The organism is Paraburkholderia yinzeri (assembly GCF_046581065.1).
In the GTDB taxonomy this organism is placed as follows: domain Bacteria; phylum Pseudomonadota; class Gammaproteobacteria; order Burkholderiales; family Burkholderiaceae; genus Paraburkholderia.
Genome location: NZ_JBFOCJ010000002.1, coordinates 54,086 through 71,731 on the forward strand (window position 1 = coordinate 54,086; position 17,646 = coordinate 71,731).

Genomic DNA, 17,646 nt, shown 5'->3' on the forward strand with positions numbered 1-17,646 from the left:
AGCAGTCCTTGTCCGTTGCCCAGGACTGGTGCAGTCGCACCAGTCCACGTTGTGGGCTTGCCGCAGCAAGCCCACTGGAGTCAATCACTGCGGCCCGGAAAGCGGCGTATCGCTTTGGCGTGGGTTTGACCAACTTGCTGGAGCAATCGCTGGGCACGCCCAAGCTGAGCCTGTGCCCCCACACGCTGCGCCTTGAGCCGGCCGATTTCCGTGTGCGCTTCCTGGCGTTTGTGTGCGATTTCCTGCTTCAGTTCGGCGTTACGCCGCACGTCGCTATGCACGCGCTCGAGTTGCGCTTCGGCATCCGAAAGCGAACGCGCGATCTGTGCATTTTCGGCAACCAATTCGGCGCGCTGCGCTTCCTCTTCGGCAAGACGTGTCACCTGACTTACCAGATACTGGAACTCCGCCTCCGCAGCGCCGCGGATGGCGGTTTTGCTCGCACGCCAGAGCCGGTTGTCCACATGCAGCGTGGTATAGAAGTTTCGTTCGTCGCCGTGGAAATAGAGCGTGGCCGCGTAATCAAAAGAGCAGTATTGACGAAACGTGAGCAGGGCTGCCGCCGTCTCGAGTTTCTCGACTTCTTCAATATTTGCAGCCGCGATGTTGGCGTGATCGGGGTGCACCCGCATAACGGGCACGGCATGCAGTCGCCCTATGCGATTCTCGATCCCGATCATGGACTGTAGGTGCGAGCCCTCCGGGTCAGCATTCTGCGTCTGATCCGCAGTGTCGGCTTCGGTCGGGATCCTGTGTAGCTTGACTAAATTGTCCATGGGTGCGTCTCCCGCTGAAAAGCGGGACGGTAGAGTCAACGAGACGGCGATGGCTTCGCCGGTTTTTTCGCGTCTGCGGAATGAACGAAGTCGCGCAGCGGGATATTCGTCGCGGGTTCGAAGACGAATATTCGTTCGATCAGGGAATCCCGGGAGTGAAAAGCCAGGGGGTTCTCAATGCGAAAACGCGCAATGAGCGCGTCAATGGCTTCTATTCTGCGATCGCCCTCTTGTAGCTGAAGAGCGACTTCTATCAAGGCAGTACGTTGTTCACGCGTCAGATACACGCTGTTTTCCTTCGGGTCTTTCCGTACAGCAGATCAATCGGGATAGTGGGGAATGTGAGCGCGGCGCCGGTTGGGCACCGTGATTGCGCTACTAACTAGAATTATTGTGTGATCGGGGGCCGGCTGCCTATCGGATAGGTTCGCCTTTTACGGGGTTTCCAGCAGTTCGGGGTTTCGGTGAGGCGAGACCATCGAATGAGATCGACGGCTGGCTGGCGAGTTGCGGGGCGGTGCGAGCGCTGGCGTAGGCGGCGATCGGCGCGCGGTTCGCATGGGGAAGGAGAGCGGTCTTACCGCGGACCCGCTATCAACGCCACGCCAAGCCAGATGCCGCCAAGCAGGCCGACTGCTCGTCCTGCCAGCGTAGCGTGCCGGACTTTCCGGCGAAACCAGCGATCGCGGCGAATTGCCTGCATGGCCGTGGAAACGACCAGTTCGCCGAACAGGAGCGCTGCAGCGGCAGCGACCGCCGGGGCCGTTACCACCACGATGTCCGGATCGACCGTTGCCGGAATGCCAAGACATCTGAAGCACACGACGATGATGGCCGTAATCGCCATGCTGACCAGAATTTCCTGAGCGCCCCGGCCGAACAGCTCGATAGGGTTCACGGCGATCTTCTTAGTCGAACAGAAAGGAAAATGCCGAAAGCGTCAGGAATACGATGGAGATTCCAGCGACAGTGGCACCCAGCAGGACTAACAGGCCCGGGTGATGACGCTTCAGATCGGAAAAAAGACCATGCCGGCTCGTGCCGGACGTTTTATTCTTGCCTTGACCAAGGGGCTTGACTGTCGAATGTGTACCGAGTTTGAGTCGGGAACTATCAATCAGGGAAAATGGGCTCACAACGTATCTCTGCTGCTATCTCTTTCAGTAAGGGGATGAGCATAGCAACGTTATCCCGAGCGTACTGTCGGACAAGTTCCAAACTACGGGCATGCATGAATCCGTTCAGACTGAACGCGCGTGTGCAAGCAGGATCAGAAATATAGTTCGTAGAACGAATCTAAAAAAGAAGCATCATCGTTGAGCGATCTCAACATTTAACAATGGCTATTACTGCGGCGAATCAAACTCCTGTACGCTCCGGTCTCGCCATATTTCCTTGTTTAGAAAGCGATCCAGAACGTGATCAATTCACGAACGCTCACGCCCGCCAGCGACACCCGCTACTACGTCCAGTCCACCCCGTCGTGGGGATCTGCCGCACGCCAATCCGGCTCGCCTACTCGTGTGGAAGACTTCGAGGTCATCCACCGACACACCGTTGAGGAAGTGGAAGGTCTTCAGAAGAAGATCGAACGTCTTGACGCTGAGATCGCTCAGGCACAGGTCGACAGACAGGCTGCCGAGATCAAGGTCCATCGTCTCGCGGCACTGATCGAGGAACTGCGCGGCCTGAAAGCCGGGGTTCCGGCAGTGGGCATGCCCCAATTCGGCGCGGAACCCGCAATCATGCCGTCCCAACGGCCGCGAGAATCATCCCGGTTTCGTCCCGGTGCGTTGTTGATTGCTATCGCCGTCGTGTTGATCGCTGTCGGACTGTTTGCGGCATTCGCTTACGACGGGACGGCATGGCATGGCCTCGCCGGCTATTGCTCGGACCACACCGATTCCGTATTCAAGGCATTGTGCTGGATGGCGGGCACGTCGCCTCATCGCTGATCTCGCAGGATGCGATTGTGCTTTTGCCCGGCTGCGTTGAAGCGGTCCGTGGCGGCTCGATCGGCAGTGAGGTATCTTCAGGCCCCCGTTTGCCTGATTTCACCGACGGCGAGACTTGATTGATCATGGGAACGCTGAAAGTCGTCGAAGACGTGGTCGTAGGGTTGACGGTCGTCGTGCTGTTTGCGTTGGTTGAACTGAGCGCGAAGAATCGTCTCCCGGGCATGCCGCGTGACGAGCTGCGGGATCGGGCCACCGGCTGCAATGGCGCGCGTGACGCGGATTCCACCGGGATGTCCGACTCCTCTTGAAGCGCGCACCGCACTTGCCGTGCGGCCTCACTTCGGCTGGGACTCCTGCCATCCTCCACCCAGCGCGAGAAAGAGCTTCACCTGATCGAGCGCCACCTGTCCCTGGGCCGCGGCCACCTGAGCATGCACGCTCGTGACCGTGCGCGTGGCGTCGAGGTCGGAGAGGAACGACTCGCGCCCGGCCGCGTACAGTCTATGCGTTTCGTCGGCCGACTCCTGCGCGGAAGCGTAGGCGGCGACCAGTGCTTCGGTGCGCTGGTCGTCGGCGGCATAGGTTGCGAGGCTCGTCTGCGTTTCGCGCAGCGCGTTGAGCACCACGCCGTCGAAGTGGGCGAGCGCGCCGCCCGTCGCTGCCTGGGCCTCCTGCACGCGCGCGCGTTGGCCGTTGACGGGGAAGGACCAACTGATTAGCGGTCCGAATGACCAGTTGTTGGTGGCCGGCCCGAACAGGTCGCCCGTCACGCCAATCGTACCCACCCCCGCGCCGAAGCTGATCGAAGGATAGAGCTCCGCCGTCGCCACGCCAATGCGCGCCGTGGCGGCCGCGAGTTGCCGCTCGGCCTCGCGCACGTCGGGGCGGCGCTTGAGCAGGGCGGCGCCGTCGCCTACCGGGATCGGCTGCCTGAGCTTCGGCAACTGCGTGCACGAGAGCGCGGCGGGCGGCAGGTCCGCCGGTGCGCGGGCCAGCAGCATGGCGAGCTGGTATTGCGCGATGCGGCGCTGGCCTTCGAAGCGCGGAATGTCGGCCGCAACCGTTTCGGCCTGGGTTTGGCCGCGCGTCACGTCTGGCTGGTTGCCGCGGCCCGCATCGCGCAGCCGCTTCGTGAGCGCCACGCGCTCCTGCTGCAGCTTCAAGGACTCCCTGGCGACGGCGAGTTCCTCGGCGGCCGAGCACGATTCGACGTAGGCCTGCACGACGTCCGCGACGACCGTGATGCGCGCGAGGTCCGCGGCGGCGAGAACCGCGTCGTCGTCGGCGCGCGCGGCTTCCACGCCGCGCCGCAGCTTGCCGAACAGATCGAACTCATAAGAGACATTCACGCCGAGGTCGCCCAGGGTGGCGACAGGCACTTTGCTGAACAGCAGATATTGCTCTCCCGACACCTGCGCGCGCTGGAATGCGGCGCTCGCGCCGCCCGAGAAGCCGCCCTGTTCGTTGGCCACCTCGACGGCCGCGCGTGAGCGTGCGAGGTTCGCTGCCGCCACGCGCAGGCTCGTATTCGACTTCAGCGCTTCCTCCACGAGATCGTCGAGCACGGGGTCGTCGTAGAGCCGCCACCACTGCGCGGGCACGTCACCCTGTGTGACCGGCGCGTTCTCCGCGCCCGCAATCGGCCCCTGCGCGAGCGGTGCGTTGACAACTGCCTCTTGCGGCAGCTTGTAGTTCGGGCCCACGTTCATGCATGCCCCGAGCGCGAGCGCCATCGGCGTGAGTGCAACGATGCGCCACAGACTCCGGCGCTTCATTGCGACGCTCCGGCTGAGCTGGCCGCGCCAGACGCACCTGACGCGCCCGGCGCAGCCTGGGCTTCCACGGCGCCGCTCGAACCGCTTGCGGCACTCGCGCCCGTAGCCTTCTTCTTGCCGGTTTCCGGCTCATGCACCGAAACCGTCGCCGTGCGCCCCGCAATCATGCGGAAGTCTTCGGGCACCTCATCGAGCGCGACGCGCACGGGAATGCGCTGCGCGAGCCGCACCCAACTGAACGCGGGGTTCACGTTCGGCAGCAGGTTCGCGCTCGGCTGCCGGTCGCGGTCCTCGATGGCGGCGACGATGCTTTGCACGTGGCCGCGCAGCGGATGCGACTCGCCCATCACGAGAATGTCGACGGGTTCGCCGATATGGATGCCGGAAAGCTTGGTTTCCTCGAAGTAGCCGTCCACGCGGAACGAATGCATGTCCACGACCGAGAGCACGGCGTGGCCCGCCGAAACATACTCGCCCACGCGCGGCGCGCGGTCGTTCAGATAGCCGTCCACGGGGCTCACGATCGTCGTGCGCTGCAGGTTCAGGCGCGCGGTGTCGACCTGGACCTGGGCGTCGGCAACCGTCGCTTCGCCTTGCTCGACACGCGTGCGGCTCTCTTCGAGCGTCTCGCTCGCCACGAGGTTGCCGAGCGTGAGGTTGCGCGCATATTCGCGCTTGGCCTGCGCAAGCGTTGCCTGCCGCTGTTCGAGCGTGGCCTGCGCGAGTCGCAGCGCAAGCGTGTAGCGCGCCTGGTCGATCACGAACAGCACCTGGCCTTGCTTGACCTGCTGGTTGTCCACCACCTGTACGGAGGTGATGAGGCCGCCCACGTCGGGCGCGACCTGGATCACGTCGGCGCGCACATGGCCGTCGCGCGTCCACGGCGCGAACATGTAGTAGTTGACGATGCGCCACAGCACGAGCGCGGCGACCACGACGACGATGAGCGTCAGCAGGATCTGTCCTGCGGAGAACCAGGTTTTTTTCACGTTAGTAGGGCATGTAGCGATGCGAGACGATGACGACGGCGGCCAGCACGAACACGTAGATGCCGAGGTCGAAAATGGAGCGGTGCCAGACGAGCCGGTAGAAGCCGATGCGCATGAGCACCTTGCCGATCACGACGTTGATGAGGTACGCGATCAGCATGAGCACGAGAACGGCGGGCACGAACACGCCGAAGATGTCGACTTCGCCGATCATGAGTCGGACTCCGTAAGAAAAGCGATAAGAGGGGCGTTCATGCCTTGGCCTCCACGCATGCCTCGGGTGGTTGCGCGGCGTTGTGCGGGAAGAGCGAGAGCCGCATGCCCACGAGCGCGTGCAGCGTGTCGCGCAGCCAGCGCTGCGAAGCGCTCGCGCGCCGGGCTTCGCCTGCGGGCGTGCTGCCCGGCGCCGGGGCCGCAGGCACGGGTGCGGCTTCGTGCGTGAGGATGCGGCCGAAGGCTTCGTCGATGGTGTCGCGCAGCGCCTGCGGCGCGGGCTCGCGCACGCTCTTTTCGGCACATCGCGCATAGTAGGCGCTGACGTCGGCCAGCACGCGGTCGATCGCGGCCGGCACGTCGCCGGTGAGCTTGTGGCGCGAGCGGCGCAGGTCGAGCGAGTTCAGTGCGATGCGCAGGTCGCGGAAGCTTTCGATCGACGGATGGCGGTGCTCGTCCGAAGCCGCGAGGCGCGGGAGCAGTTGCATCAGGCGGTCGAGCATGCGCGAGGCGAGGTTGCGCTGATCGTCGAGCGGCGCCGACGAGGCGGCCAGCGCGACGTCGCTCCAACTGGAACGCAAGAGGCGCCGCGCGGCGAGCTCGGCGCCGAAGGGACGCGTGGCGCGCGTCCAGAGGAAGGCAAAGAGCAGGCCTGCAACGCCTGCGAGATTGCTGTTCAGGAACACGAGGAAGTCGGCCTCGTAGGCGCTCTGGATGCTGATGAAGGTGGCCGTGTTCACGGCGACGAGCATCGTCACCATGTTGAACTGCGGGCGCGGGATCAGCGTGCCGACCAGGATGAACGGTCCCGCGAACATGATCACGAGCAACTCGAAGTCGTGCACGTGCGGCAGCACGACGAAGAGATAAAGCCCCGCAAAGACCACGCTGGCGCAGGTGGCGGCGAAGAACTTGAAGACCATCGGCGCCGGCTCGTCGAGCGCCGCGAAGAAACTGCACGCCACGGCGGCGAGCGAAACGGCGCCCGCGCCGTCGTGCCATCCCGAGCTGATCCACAGCGCACTCGCGACCACGATCGCGCTTACCGGCACGAGACACGAAATGAGCATCATGCCGCGGTCGAAGAAGCGCTCGGTGCCGCCAAGGCGCCAATGCCGGTAGCGCGGCAGCCAGGAACCCGATTGATGCGCGATCAGCGCGCGCAGCGTGCGGCAGTCCTGCCATACGTCGATCACCTGGCCGAGGCGCCACAGCGCGTTCGACAGCACCGCGCCTTCCCAACTGGCCAGCGCCTCGCGTCCGGGCTGCAGCGCTTTGATGCGCGCGCGCAGTTCTTCGGCGACCGGATCGTCCGCTTCGATCTGCATGTCGGCGGCGCGTTTGGGCAGCGGGGCGTCGAACCACTTCGCGGCGTCGGCGAGCAGCGCGTCGAGGCCCTCGGGCCGCGCTTTCAGTTCGAGCAACAGCGCGACGAGCGGGTCGGCCAGCGCCGACATCATCGGCAGGAATAGCTGCATGCGGCCGCGCAGTGACTCGGCGCGCGCGAGGATTTCCGGATGCGTGTGGTCGTAGCTCAACTGGCTCAGCAGGAACTCGAGACCGTTGACGGTGGACGCGAGCCGCTGGCGGCAGGCCGAGAGCGCCGTGCCCGCGAGATGGCCCGAGAGCGTCTCGCGGCCGTAGAACGCGGCGTCGCGGAACCATGCGTCCGCGCGTTCGATGAGCGTGGGCGCAAGGCGGCTCGGCAGGATGACGCTGCCTACCACGCTCGCGCAGACGATGCCGAGCGTGATTTCCTCCGTGCGCGTGATGGCCACGTCGAAGATCGTGGCGGGATCGGCCACGGTGGGGAGCGCGATGAGCGGCATCGTGTAGCCCGCGAGCATGAAGACATAGCTGCGCGCCGTGCGGTCGGAGATCGCGAGGAAGAGCAGCGTGCCGGTCCACAGCGCGACGATCACGCTGAACGCATAGGGCATTTCCACGAACGGCGGTACGAGCAGGATCGCGGCAAAGGCGCCCAGCGCCGTGCCGAGCGCCCGGTAGAGCGCCTTCGAGCGCGTGGCGCCGACGAACGGATTCGAGACGATATAGACGGTTGCCATCGCCCAGTAGGGACGCGGCAGTTCGAAGTAGAGCGCGAGGTACAACGCCAGCATCGAGGCGGCGAAAGTCTTGACGGAGAAGAGCCAGTCGCGCACGGTGGGGTAGGTCATGACGCCGTTCGCTCCGCCTTTTACGCGTCGTGTGCGGCGTCTGCCGCTTCGGCTGCGTTGAATGCCTTCAGCACACGCAGCGTGGCTTCGAGGTCGGCGCGCGTCACGCCCTTGAGGACGCGTCCGCGCAGCGAGCGCAGATCGTCTTCCATCTTTTCGGTGACGGCGCGGCCGGTGTCGGTGAGCGTGATCGTCTTGGCGCGGCGGTCGTCGGGATCCTCGTCGCGGCGCACGAGGCCGGCGGCGCAGAGCTGGTCGAGCAGGCGCACGAGCGAAGGCCCTTCGATGCCCACGTGCTCGGCCAGCGTGACCTGGCGCACCGCTTCGCCCAGGCGCCCGGCCGTGAGAAGCGGCGTGGCGCAGGCTTCGGAGACGTTGTACGCGGCCAGGGCGCCGTGGCTGGTGCGGCGCCATTTGCGCGCGGCTACCACGAGCGTGCTGCTGACGGCCAGACGTAAAGTATGAAGATTAGACATCGGCGGGATGATAGCGGAATGCGATTCGGTAGCAAACTATCTTTTCCGGCTGACGACGCCATCGTCGGATGGTAGTCGAGTCGGCGGCCGGATGCTTCGTAGATGAGCGGCGTGTCGCGATGTGTCGGTTTTGCGCGACGGTCATACGCGCTACATACGTGATGCACCCGGGTTTAGCCGGCGCGCCAGCCCGCAAGCAGCGCGGGGAGATCCGCCATATCCGTGAAGACATGAGCGACGCCGGTTTCGCGCAGGGCGCGGGCGCTGTCGTGGCCGCTGTCGTGGCCAATATGCGCCGGGCTGTAGCCGAACACCGTCGCACCGGCGGCGAGACCGGCGCGGGCGCCCGTCACGGTGTCTTCGACGACCGCGCAGCGCGCGGGCTCGACGCCGAGTCCGGCCGCGGCGGCAAGGTAAACGTCGGGGTGCGGCTTGCTGCGCTCCATCTCGTGACCGCTGAAGATGCGGCCTTCGAAGCAGTCGAGGAGGCCCACCTTGCGCAACTGCAGCTCCACCTTGTGGCGGTCGGCGCCCGAGGCGAGTGCGATGCGGCCGCCGAAGGCCGCGTGTACGGCGCGCACGGCGGCAGGGGCGCCCGGAATCTCGACGAGATCGCGCGCGAGCGCCTCGTTGCGGCGCGCGCGAAAGCCCGCAAGCCAGGCTTCGTCGATGGTGATGCCCGTATGGGCCGCGATGCGCGCCGTCTCGTCCTTCACCATCTTGCCCACGAAGATCCGCATGGCTTCGTCGACGCTCAGCGTCCAGCCCAGCTCGCCCAGCATGGCCACGAGCACCTCATGCGTGATGCGTTCGGAATCGACCAGCACGCCGTCACAGTCGAAGAGCACGGCGTCGAAGGGAAGGTGGGACATGGTCGGTCTGCGCAGAGGGCGGGTAAGGGTGGGCAGCCGGGCCGTGCGCGGTTCGGCACGGCCCAGGGTGGAGCGCGATGATAACCGGAGTCCACGCAACGTGGGCGGCTCGCGCGCAGGCGGTGCAGGCAGGGCTGGAGCAAAGCATGGAAAACGCGTGACAATGGCGTTCCACCGAATTTCCACATGCCCCATGCCCGCCGACTCGCCGACACCCTCCGCCGATCCGAACGAACTGCCTGGACGCGCGAACTACACGCAGTTCGCCGACCGCTATGCGCAACGCGTGGCGGACAAGCCTCATAACGCGCTCTACGAGCGGCCCGCCACGGCGGCGCTACTTGGCGAGGTCGCGGGACTCGCCGTGCTCGACGCGGGCTGCGGACCCGGTTTCCTCAGTGCGAAGCTGGCGCGCTCCGGCGCGCACGTGCACGCGTTCGATGTGACGCCGGCCATGATCGAGCTGGCGCGGGCGCATTGCGGGGGGCTGCCGGTCGAGGTAGCGCTGGGCGACCTTGGCCGGCCGCTTAGCTGGCTCGCCGGCGGCACGTTCGACCGCATCGTCTGCTCGCTCGCACTCGATTACGTGGAGGCGCTCACGCCGGTGTTCGCCGAATTTCACCGCGTGGCGAAGCCCGGCGCGCAACTGGTGTTCTCGCTGGCGCACCCGATGCGCGACTGGATCGACACGCGCACGCGCGGCGGGCGCAGCTACTTCGAGACGACACGCTTCGGCCTGCACTGGGGTGGCTTCGGCGAGCCGAAGCCGTGGATCGAAGCGTTCCGGCGCCCGCTTGCGGACATCGTCAACGGCCTTGGCGCGGCCGGCTGGACGCTGGAGACGCTCGTCGAGCCCAGGCCCGCGCCCGAAATGCGGGCTGTCGCGCCGGCGCTGTACGCCGAGCTCGAACTTTCGCCCGCGTTTCTCTGCGTGCGTGCCCGGCGCGCCTAGCGCGCGCCGGCGGACAGCGACGCTTCGAGCGCCGCCACGCCCGCAGGCAGGTCGACCTTGCCGCCCAGATCGCGGATCGTGCGGCCGAGCGCGTGGACGGTGCGAAAGAGATTATGGTCGCGGCATTGCTCGCCCATCTGGCCGATGCGAACGATAGGCAGCCCGAACGATCCCGCGATCTCCACCTGATGCTGGCCTGAAATGTGTTCGCAGACGGCGCGCGGCGCGAGTCCTTCGGGCAGCGCGATGCCCACGACCGAATTCAGCCGGCAGTTTTCGGGCGCATAGAGCGCGAGGCCGAGCGCGCTCACGCCGCTCTGCAACGCGAGCGACGAGCGCTGGTGGCGCGCGAAACGCTTCTCCAGCGTTTCCGTGCAGACGAGCCGCAGCGCCTCGTGCAGCGCCAGCACGCCCGAAACGGGTGCTGTGTAGTGATAGCCCGCGTTGTGCCAGAAGTTCTCGGCGAGCGTGGCGTCGAGGCACCAGTGCGTGTTCGGCACGCTGCGCTCGCGCACGCGCGCCCACGCCGCGTCCGAGAATGCGATCAGCGAGACGCCGGGGATCGACGAGAGGCCTTTCTGGCCGCCCGTGATCACCACGTCGATGCCCCAGGCGTCCATTTCGAGCGGCATCGTGCTGAGCGTGCAGACCGCGTCCACCACGACGAGCGCGCCCGCCGCTCTCGCAAGCTGCACGATCTCTTTCAACTGGCGGTTGCAGACCGTATTCGACGTTTCGCCATGGACCACGGTGACGACGGCGGGCCGCGTGCGCGCAATGGTTTCGGCCACGGCGTCGAACGAGGCGATCTCGCGGTCGGGTACGTCGAGCGTCGTGACCTCGGCGCCGACGCGGCGCGCCATTTCCGCCATGCGGTGGCTGAAGAAGCCGTTCACGATGGAGAGCACGCGGGTGCCCGGCCACGCGAGGTTCGAGACGGCCATTTCCATGGCGGCCGAGCCCGGACCCGCCACGCCCAGCACCCAGTTCGAGCGCGTCTGGAACACGTAGCGCGCCATCGCCTTCACCTGGTGGATCACGCGCGCCATGGTGTCGCCCAGGTGATTGATCACGACCGAGTTTGCCTGGGCGACCGCGGCCGGAATGGGAACGGGGCCGGCACCCATCATGAGCAGGGGCTCGTCGGGCAGGATGTCGTCGAGCGAGTCGACTGCGGGGCAGGGCACCGGCGCGGCGGCTGCGGCGGGGATGGCGGTGCGCTGCGGATTGGCGGATTCGGGATGAAGCGTGCGGGACGTGGTTTCGGTCATGGGAAATGCCTGGTGCGGAGATTCCAGCCCAAGGCGCGGATGCGGGGCGGAAGGAGCAGTGTTGTCCCGCGGCGGCCGCATGGCCATGTACAGTTCGCGCGAATTCCGCTGAACAGTCGCGTGGGCTCGCGCGACCCTGCCCGCGGTTTTCGCATGCGGTACGACGCGCTTGATGAGGGCGATTTGCCGGTCGAGCGGCAGTTTGCCCGAGACGCCGGTGACGTTGTGGTGCCGGTAGCCCTGCGGACTGTGCGCCGTTATGGTGCATGAGCCGACGGCAAGGCAGCGAGACTATCACCGAGGCTGGGTCGCCGGGATGGAGGAAAGGGATTCTGGTGCGGCGGCGCCACGCTGCTGTCCGGGATTATGTGCGCCCGGGTGCGGGATTTTTAGACAGGAGTATTGCGGCGACGAAGATTTTCTCGTTTTCCGATGGGAAAAATGGATGGGAGCGAGTGAGAAGGGTATGAAATTGATTAAGTGAAATCCTGATTTCAATTTAAATTATTTTGTAATATTTCTTCTTGTAAATCAATGGCTTGCCGAATTTTTATTTAGGGTTTTCCATTATGTTAATTGTCGCTGGTAAAATATGGAAATCGAGGTTTGATTAATTGTCTCGAAAATGTGCGATCCGAAAAGAGGTGTCTTGTCTCGATTGAGATCCGCTTATATTATCCGCAATCTTGGATTATATACCCCCGGTAAGCCCCGTCAGTCGGCGATCGGCGGCGCGGCACCCGATTTCTCCAGCATTTTCAACGCGCTTCGATCATTCGGGCTCTATTGGCCGTCGCCAATACTCGACGCGATATCGGAATAAACCCTTGGTTGCGACCGCAATCGTTTATTGTTAGCATCCGCGGGTCGCTGATTGAGTCCGGATCACCTTTCCGGTACGAAATGCAGTGAACGGGGCAGGCGGATCGCTTGCGCAATAGAGGCGGTATCCACCCAGTCTCTCCGAACTCGGCCGCTACAAGGCGGTTGATACATGCCGGGCCCCGTCGCGTCTTTTCTCCGGCCCGTCCTTGTTGTTCTCCTCGGCAAGTCCCTTGGGGTGCTGTTCGTTTGCGCAGGTCAATCTGTCTGACCGGTTGACCCGAAAACAATCGAGGAGCTCCAGATGACGCCGTTCTCTCGCCTTACCCGCCTTACCTCCATTTCTCTCGCCGCTGCGCTGCTCACTTTTGGTGCATCCGCGCATGCCGATACCATCAAGATCGCCATTGCCGGCCCGTTCAGCGGCCCGGTCGCCCAGTACGGCGACATGGTCAAGGCGGGCGCGCTCACGGCCATCGACCAGATCAACGCCGCCGGCGGCGTGAACGGCCAGAAGCTCGAAGCCGTGCTGATGGACGACTCGTGCGAGCCGAAGCAGGCCGTCGCCGTGGCGAACAAGATCGTCTCGCAGCACATCCAGTACGTGGTTGGCCACGTCTGCTCGGGCTCGACGATCCCCGCTTCGGACATCTACGAGAACGAAGGCGTGGTGATGATCACGCCGTCGGCCACCGCGCCGCAACTCACCGAAGGCAAGAAGCGCCAGTTCATTTTCCGCACGATCGGCCGCGACGACCAGCAAGGCCCGGCCGCCGCCGCGTACATCATCAACAAGGTCAAGCCGAAGAAGGTCGCGATCCTGCACGACAAGCAGTCGTACGGCCAGGGCATCGCCACCTCGGTGAAGGCCGCGCTCGACAAGGCGCACATTCCTGTCGTCGTCTTCGAAGGCATCAACGCGGGTGATTCGGACTACTCCGCAGTCGTCACGAAGCTCAAGTCGCAGGGCGTGGACTTCGTCTACTTCGGCGGCTATCACCCGGAAATGGGTCTGCTGCTGCGTCAGTCGCGCGAGCAGGGCGTGAAGGCGACCTTCATGGGACCCGAAGGCGTGGGCAACAAGGACGTGACCGCGATCGCCGGTCCGGCTTCGGAAGGCATGCTCGTCACGCTGCCGGCCGACTTCGCCTCCGACCCGGCCAATGCGAAGCTTGTGAAGGCATTTGCCGACGCGAAGCGCGACCCGAACGGCCCGTTCCAGATGCCGGCCTACGCCGCTGTCGAAGTGATCGCGGATGGTATCGCGGGCGCGAAGACCACGGATCCGACCAAGGTTGCCGCGTACCTCCACCAGCACGCGTTCGAGACGCCCATCGGCAAGGTCGAGTACGACGCGCAGGGCGACCTGAAGTCGTTCCATTTCGTCGTCTACACGTGGCACAAGGACGCCACGAAGACCGTCGCCGCCAACTGATTCCGGCGCGTGGTCTCTACGCCCCGTTCCCCGTCGCGACGGGCGGGGCGTTTTTCGATCCGGGCCTGTAGCTGGGCCCAATCGTGTCCCAACCGGTCCCGTCGGCCCTTAATGGCCTTGTTGCCGCGAGGCTTACGCATGAATGATTTTCTTCCGCAGTTCACCCAGCAGCTCGTCAACGGGCTCACGCTGGGCGCGATCTATGCGCTGATCGCCATCGGCTACACGATGGTCTACGGCATCATCGGCATGATCAATTTCGCTCACGGCGAGATCTACATGATCGGCGCCTACGTGGGCCTCGTCACGCTCACGGCGATCGGGACGACGGCGGGCTATCCGCTGCCGCTCGTGCTGGGCGCGGCGCTTATCGTCTCGGTGCTCGTCACCGGACTCTACGGTTTCGCGGTCGAGCGCGTGGCGTATCGGCCGCTGCGCGGCGGTCCGCGCCTCGTGCCGCTCATCTCCGCGATCGGCATGTCGATCTTTCTGCAGAACTACGTGCAGATCGGGCAGGGCGCGCGCGACGTTTCGGTTCCCGAACTGATTTCCGGCGCGCTCGACTTCAACATGGGCGGCAACTTCGAGGTGACCATTCCGTATGCGCGCATGCTGATCGTCGGCGTGACGCTCGTGCTGATGGCCGCACTCACGCTCTTCATCGGCCGCTCGCGCATGGGCCGCGCCTGCCGCGCCTGTGCGGAAGACATGAAGATGGCGAACCTGCTCGGCATCGACACGAATCGCGTGATCTCGTTCACGTTCGTGCTCGGCGCAATGCTGGCCGCCGTAGGCGGCGTGCTGATCGGCCTCACGATCGGCAAGCTCAATCCGTATATCGGCTTCGTCGCGGGCATCAAGGCCTTCACGGCGGCCGTGCTGGGCGGCATCGGCAGCATTCCGGGCGCGATGCTCGGCGGCGTGCTGCTGGGCCTTGCCGAAACCTTCGCTTCGGGCTACATGCCGGCCGAATACAAGGACGTGGTCGCGTTCGGCCTGCTCGTGCTCGTGCTGCTGTTCCGTCCCACCGGCCTGCTCGGCAAGCCGGACGTCGAAAAGGTGTGAGGTCGATATGAGCCAGACTGTTTCGGTTCGCGTGGCCGCGCACGGTCCTTCTTCGTCGCAGACGGTGAAGGGCGCGTTCGCGGCGGCCCTCGCCACTCTCATTCTCACCGCGCCCATCCTCGGCCTGCAGCTCACGCTCGACGGCTACCAGGTGGTGCTGCAGCAGCATTGGCGGCCCGTCTGGGTCGCGGCGGCGGTCGTGTTCGTGTTCCAGCTCGTCAAGCCGTCGTTCCGGCGCGTCGTCAGCAACGTCGGCGGCTTGCGCCTGCCCGCGCTGCCCGTGCTCGGCGCGCGGCGGCAACGCGTGGCGATCTGGGTGCTGCTCGCGTTCGGCCTCGTGTTCGCGTTTATCGGTTCGCGCGGCGCCGTGGACGTCGCCACGCTGGCGCTGATCTACGTGATTCTGGGTCTCGGCCTGAACATCGTGGTCGGCTTCGCGGGCCTGCTCGATCTCGGCTACGTGGGCTTCTATGCCGTGGGCGGCTACACCTACGCGCTGCTCAACCAGTACTTTGGCCTGAGCTTCTGGGAGTGCCTGCCCCTCGCCGCGCTCGCCGCGGCTACGTTCGGCTTCCTGCTGGGCTTTCCGGTGCTGCGCTTGCGCGGCGACTACCTCGCCATCGTCACGCTCGGCTTCGGCGAGATCATCCGCTTGCTGCTCAACAATCTCACGAGCATCACGGGCGGCCCGGACGGCATCTCGGGCATTCCGAAGCCCACGGTGTTCGGCTACGAGATGGCGCGTCACGCGAGCGTGGAGGGCGCGAAGACGTTCCATGAGCTGATGGGCTGGGAGTACAACGGCGAGCATGTGGTGATCTTCCTTTACCTCGTCGCGCTCGTGCTGGTGGCGTTCACGTTGTTCGTCACGAGCCGCCTGCTGCGCATGCCGATGGGCCGCGCGTGGGAGGCGCTGCGCGAGGACGAGATCGCGTGCCGCTCGCTGGGCCTGAACCCCACGCGCGTGAAGCTTTCGGCGTTCACGCTGGGCGCTTCGTTCGCGGGCCTCGCCGGCGCGTTCTTCGCGGCGCGCCAGGGGCTCGTGACGCCCGAGTCGTTCACGTTCATCGAATCCGCGCTGATTCTCGCCGTGGTGGTGCTGGGCGGTATGGGCTCGCAGTTGGGCGTGGTGCTCGCCGCCATCCTGCTGACCGTCCTGCCCGAAGTGGCGCGCGGCTTCGCCGAGTACCGGATGCTGATGTTCGGTCTGGTGATGGTGCTGATGATGATGTGGCGTCCGCAGGGCCTGTTGCCCGCGAGCCGTCCGCATGTGGAGTTGCCGCGATGAGCGCAGAACAGTTGTTGAAAGTATCGGGCCTCCAGATGCGCTTCGGCGGCCTGCTCGCGGTGGACGGCATCGATTTCGACGTGCGCGCCGGCGAGGTCTTCGCGATCATCGGTCCGAACGGCGCGGGCAAGACCACGGTGTTCAATTGCGTGGGCGGCTTCTACAAGCCGACCGCAGGCGAAATCCGCCTCGCCGGCAAGGCGATCACGGGCCTGCCGAGCCATCAGGTGGCGCGGCGCGGCCTCGTGCGCACCTTCCAGAACATCCGTCTCTTCAAGCAGTTGACGGTGCTGGAGAACCTGATGGTTGCGCAGCACCTCAAGGTGAACCGCAACATCCTGAGCGGCCTTTTCACGACGCCCGCGTACCGGCGCGCCGAGCGCGCGGCGCTCGAACACGCGGCGCAATGGCTCGATCGCGTGGGGCTGAAGCATGTGGCGAACCGCGAGGCGGGCACGCTTTCGTACGGGCATCAGCGCCGCCTCGAAATCGCGCGCTGCATGATCACCGGGCCTCGTCTCCTGATGCTCGACGAACCGGCTGCGGGCCTCAACCCGCAGGAGAAGATCGAGTTGCAGCAGATGGTGGACGGACTGCGCAACGAGTTCGGAATTTCCGTACTCCTGATCGAACACGACATGAGCCTCGTGATGGGCGTGTCGGACCGCATTCTCGTGATGGAGCACGGCAAGCCGATCATGATCGGCAAGCCTGAAGCCGTGCGCAACGACCCGCGCGTGATCAAAGCGTATCTCGGAGAGGACTGATGCTGAAGCTGGAACAGGTCCATACCCACTACGGCGCGGTAGAGGCGCTGGCGGGCGTGTCGATCGAAGTGAACAAGGGCGAGATCGTCACGCTGATCGGCAGCAACGGCGCCGGCAAGACCACGCTCATGATGACCGTGTGCGGCACGCCGCGCGCGTCCTCGGGCCGCGTGACGTTCGAAGGCGAGGACATCACGCGCAGGCCCACGCACGAGATCATGCGTCTTGGCATGGCGATCTCGCCCGAGGGGCGCCGCGTGTTTCCGAGCCTGACCGTGCTGGAAAACCTGCAGATGGGCGGCTTCTTCGCCTCGCAGCATGAGATCGAGGCGGGCCTCGAGCACGTCTTCAAGCTGTTTCCGCGTCTGGAGCAACGTGCGAAGCAGCGCGCGGGCACGATGTCGGGCGGCGAGCAGCAGATGCTTGCCATCGGCCGCGCGCTGATGAGCCGTCCGCGCCTCTTGCTGCTCGATGAGCCGACGCTCGGACTCGCGCCGCTCGTGATCGCCCAGATCTTCGACATCATCCGCACGATCCGCGACGAAGGCGTCACGGTGTTCCTCGTCGAGCAGAACGCGAACAAGGCGCTCAACGTGGCCGACCGCGGCTATGTGCTCGAAACGGGCCGCGTGGTGCTGGCCGACAGCGCCGACAATCTGCTCGCCAACGACAACATCAAGCGGGCCTATCTGGGCGGCTAGATGGCCGGCCAAGGCACGCGCAAGCGGCCCGCGGGATCTCCGTTCGTCGAGCGGCGGTTTCGCGGGCCGCTTCCTTTTGCGCGCCCGCCAGGGGGCCGTGTTGGGCGCC

At 65.1% G+C, this 17,646-nt stretch carries 18 protein-coding genes; 8 read left to right on the forward strand and 10 right to left on the reverse strand.

Translation table 11 applies throughout. The annotated features are described in order from the left end of the window. Window positions 1-80 precede the first annotated feature (80 nt). The 3 genes from WJ542_RS17415 to WJ542_RS17425 all read right to left on the reverse strand — a co-directional run bounded on the left by WJ542_RS17415 (window position 81) and on the right by WJ542_RS17425 (window position 1,674). Entirely contained in the window at window positions 81-776 is a 696-nt protein-coding gene (locus WJ542_RS17415; protein ID WP_411190654.1) for a DUF2968 domain-containing protein, read from the reverse strand. Between the two features lie 35 nt (window positions 777-811). Next, window positions 812-1,063, reverse strand: a complete 252-nt coding sequence (locus tag WJ542_RS17420) for a hypothetical protein (protein WP_411190655.1) — start codon at window positions 1,061-1,063, stop codon at window positions 812-814. A gap of 290 nt (window positions 1,064-1,353) precedes the next feature. Beyond that, the gene (locus WJ542_RS17425; RefSeq protein WP_411190656.1) at window positions 1,354-1,674 is read right to left on the reverse strand and encodes a hypothetical protein; all 321 of its coding nucleotides are present in this window, start codon (window positions 1,672-1,674) and stop codon (window positions 1,354-1,356) included. A 520-nt stretch (window positions 1,675-2,194) separates the two neighbouring features. Here WJ542_RS17425 and WJ542_RS17430 point away from each other — a divergent pair. Together WJ542_RS17430 and WJ542_RS17435 are read left to right on the forward strand one after the other, a co-directional pair. Continuing rightward, the gene (locus WJ542_RS17430) at window positions 2,195-2,731 is read left to right on the forward strand and encodes a hypothetical protein (protein ID WP_411190657.1); all 537 of its coding nucleotides are present in this window, start codon (window positions 2,195-2,197) and stop codon (window positions 2,729-2,731) included. Window positions 2,732-2,856: 125 nt separating this feature from the next. Beyond that, entirely contained in the window at window positions 2,857-3,042 is a 186-nt protein-coding gene (locus tag WJ542_RS17435) for a hypothetical protein (protein WP_411190658.1), read from the forward strand. A gap of 27 nt (window positions 3,043-3,069) precedes the next feature. Here the strand turns inward: WJ542_RS17435 and WJ542_RS17440 are convergent, their stop codons facing one another. The 6 genes from WJ542_RS17440 to WJ542_RS17465 form a co-directional block, all read right to left on the reverse strand. Then, on the reverse strand, window positions 3,070-4,509 hold the full coding sequence (locus WJ542_RS17440; RefSeq protein WP_411190659.1) for an efflux transporter outer membrane subunit: 1,440 nt from the start codon (window positions 4,507-4,509) through the stop codon (window positions 3,070-3,072). Further along, window positions 4,506-5,498, reverse strand: a complete 993-nt coding sequence (locus WJ542_RS17445; RefSeq protein ID WP_411190660.1) for an efflux RND transporter periplasmic adaptor subunit — start codon at window positions 5,496-5,498, stop codon at window positions 4,506-4,508. The genes WJ542_RS17440 and WJ542_RS17445 overlap by 4 nt, the downstream gene beginning before the upstream one ends. A gap of 1 nt (window position 5,499) precedes the next feature. Next, a complete protein-coding gene (locus WJ542_RS17450; protein ID WP_411190661.1) occupies window positions 5,500-5,712 on the reverse strand; it encodes a DUF1656 domain-containing protein in 213 nt (70 codons plus the stop codon). Between the two features lie 37 nt (window positions 5,713-5,749). Further along, window positions 5,750-7,888, reverse strand: a complete 2,139-nt coding sequence (locus WJ542_RS17455; protein WP_411190662.1) for an FUSC family protein — start codon at window positions 7,886-7,888, stop codon at window positions 5,750-5,752. A gap of 20 nt (window positions 7,889-7,908) precedes the next feature. Then, entirely contained in the window at window positions 7,909-8,364 is a 456-nt protein-coding gene (locus tag WJ542_RS17460) for a MarR family winged helix-turn-helix transcriptional regulator (RefSeq protein ID WP_411190663.1), read from the reverse strand. A gap of 173 nt (window positions 8,365-8,537) precedes the next feature. Continuing rightward, window positions 8,538-9,236, reverse strand: coding sequence for an HAD family hydrolase (locus WJ542_RS17465; RefSeq protein ID WP_411190664.1), 699 nt, complete (start codon window positions 9,234-9,236; stop codon window positions 8,538-8,540). A gap of 193 nt (window positions 9,237-9,429) precedes the next feature. On the opposite strand from WJ542_RS17465, the gene WJ542_RS17470 reads away from it, so the two are divergent. Beyond that, a complete protein-coding gene (locus tag WJ542_RS17470; RefSeq protein ID WP_411190665.1) occupies window positions 9,430-10,188 on the forward strand; it encodes a class I SAM-dependent DNA methyltransferase in 759 nt (252 codons plus the stop codon). On the opposite strand, the gene WJ542_RS17475 is transcribed toward WJ542_RS17470, so the two are convergent. Further along, on the reverse strand, window positions 10,185-11,318 hold the full coding sequence (locus WJ542_RS17475; protein WP_411192474.1) for a pyridoxal-phosphate-dependent aminotransferase family protein: 1,134 nt from the start codon (window positions 11,316-11,318) through the stop codon (window positions 10,185-10,187). The two genes, WJ542_RS17470 and WJ542_RS17475, sit on opposite strands and share 4 nt — an antisense overlap. A 1,267-nt stretch (window positions 11,319-12,585) precedes the next feature. Here WJ542_RS17475 and WJ542_RS17480 point away from each other — a divergent pair. The 5 genes from WJ542_RS17480 (at window position 12,586) to WJ542_RS17500 (ending at window position 17,537) form a co-directional block, all read left to right on the forward strand. Beyond that, on the forward strand, window positions 12,586-13,716 hold the full coding sequence (locus WJ542_RS17480) for a branched-chain amino acid ABC transporter substrate-binding protein (protein WP_411190667.1): 1,131 nt from the start codon (window positions 12,586-12,588) through the stop codon (window positions 13,714-13,716). Window positions 13,717-13,854: 138 nt separating this feature from the next. Beyond that, window positions 13,855-14,781 carry a high-affinity branched-chain amino acid ABC transporter permease LivH gene (livH, locus tag WJ542_RS17485; RefSeq protein WP_411190668.1) on the forward strand — a complete coding sequence of 309 codons (927 nt, stop codon included), beginning with the start codon at window positions 13,855-13,857 and terminating at the stop codon, window positions 14,779-14,781. Window positions 14,782-14,788: 7 nt separating this feature from the next. Further along, a complete protein-coding gene (locus WJ542_RS17490) occupies window positions 14,789-16,069 on the forward strand; it encodes a high-affinity branched-chain amino acid ABC transporter permease LivM (RefSeq protein WP_411190669.1) in 1,281 nt (426 codons plus the stop codon). Further along, the gene (livG, locus tag WJ542_RS17495; RefSeq protein ID WP_411190670.1) at window positions 16,066-16,836 is read left to right on the forward strand and encodes a high-affinity branched-chain amino acid ABC transporter ATP-binding protein LivG; all 771 of its coding nucleotides are present in this window, start codon (window positions 16,066-16,068) and stop codon (window positions 16,834-16,836) included. Before WJ542_RS17490 ends, livG begins: the two co-directional genes overlap by 4 nt. Then, a complete protein-coding gene (locus tag WJ542_RS17500) occupies window positions 16,836-17,537 on the forward strand; it encodes an ABC transporter ATP-binding protein (protein WP_411190671.1) in 702 nt (233 codons plus the stop codon). Before livG ends, WJ542_RS17500 begins: the two co-directional genes overlap by 1 nt. Window positions 17,538-17,646: the final 109 nt, after the last annotated feature.

Coding starts and splice junctions, on each gene's coding strand:
- WJ542_RS17415 (WP_411190654.1), bottom strand. CDS start 776: ATGGACAATTTAGTCAAGCTACACAGGATCCCGACCGAAGCCGACACT.
- WJ542_RS17435 (WP_411190658.1), top strand. CDS start 2,857: ATGGGAACGCTGAAAGTCGTCGAAGACGTGGTCGTAGGGTTGACGGTC.
- WJ542_RS17440 (WP_411190659.1), bottom strand. CDS start 4,509: ATGAAGCGCCGGAGTCTGTGGCGCATCGTTGCACTCACGCCGATGGCG.
- WJ542_RS17450 (WP_411190661.1), bottom strand. CDS start 5,712: ATGATCGGCGAAGTCGACATCTTCGGCGTGTTCGTGCCCGCCGTTCTC.
- WJ542_RS17455 (WP_411190662.1), bottom strand. CDS start 7,888: ATGACCTACCCCACCGTGCGCGACTGGCTCTTCTCCGTCAAGACTTTC.
- WJ542_RS17460 (WP_411190663.1), bottom strand. CDS start 8,364: ATGTCTAATCTTCATACTTTACGTCTGGCCGTCAGCAGCACGCTCGTG.
- WJ542_RS17465 (WP_411190664.1), bottom strand. CDS start 9,236: ATGTCCCACCTTCCCTTCGACGCCGTGCTCTTCGACTGTGACGGCGTG.
- WJ542_RS17470 (WP_411190665.1), top strand. CDS start 9,430: ATGCCCGCCGACTCGCCGACACCCTCCGCCGATCCGAACGAACTGCCT.
- WJ542_RS17475 (WP_411192474.1), bottom strand. CDS start 11,318: ATGATGGGTGCCGGCCCCGTTCCCATTCCGGCCGCGGTCGCCCAGGCA.
- WJ542_RS17480 (WP_411190667.1), top strand. CDS start 12,586: ATGACGCCGTTCTCTCGCCTTACCCGCCTTACCTCCATTTCTCTCGCC.
- livH (WP_411190668.1), top strand. CDS start 13,855: ATGAATGATTTTCTTCCGCAGTTCACCCAGCAGCTCGTCAACGGGCTC.
- WJ542_RS17490 (WP_411190669.1), top strand. CDS start 14,789: ATGAGCCAGACTGTTTCGGTTCGCGTGGCCGCGCACGGTCCTTCTTCG.
- livG (WP_411190670.1), top strand. CDS start 16,066: ATGAGCGCAGAACAGTTGTTGAAAGTATCGGGCCTCCAGATGCGCTTC.
- WJ542_RS17500 (WP_411190671.1), top strand. CDS start 16,836: ATGCTGAAGCTGGAACAGGTCCATACCCACTACGGCGCGGTAGAGGCG.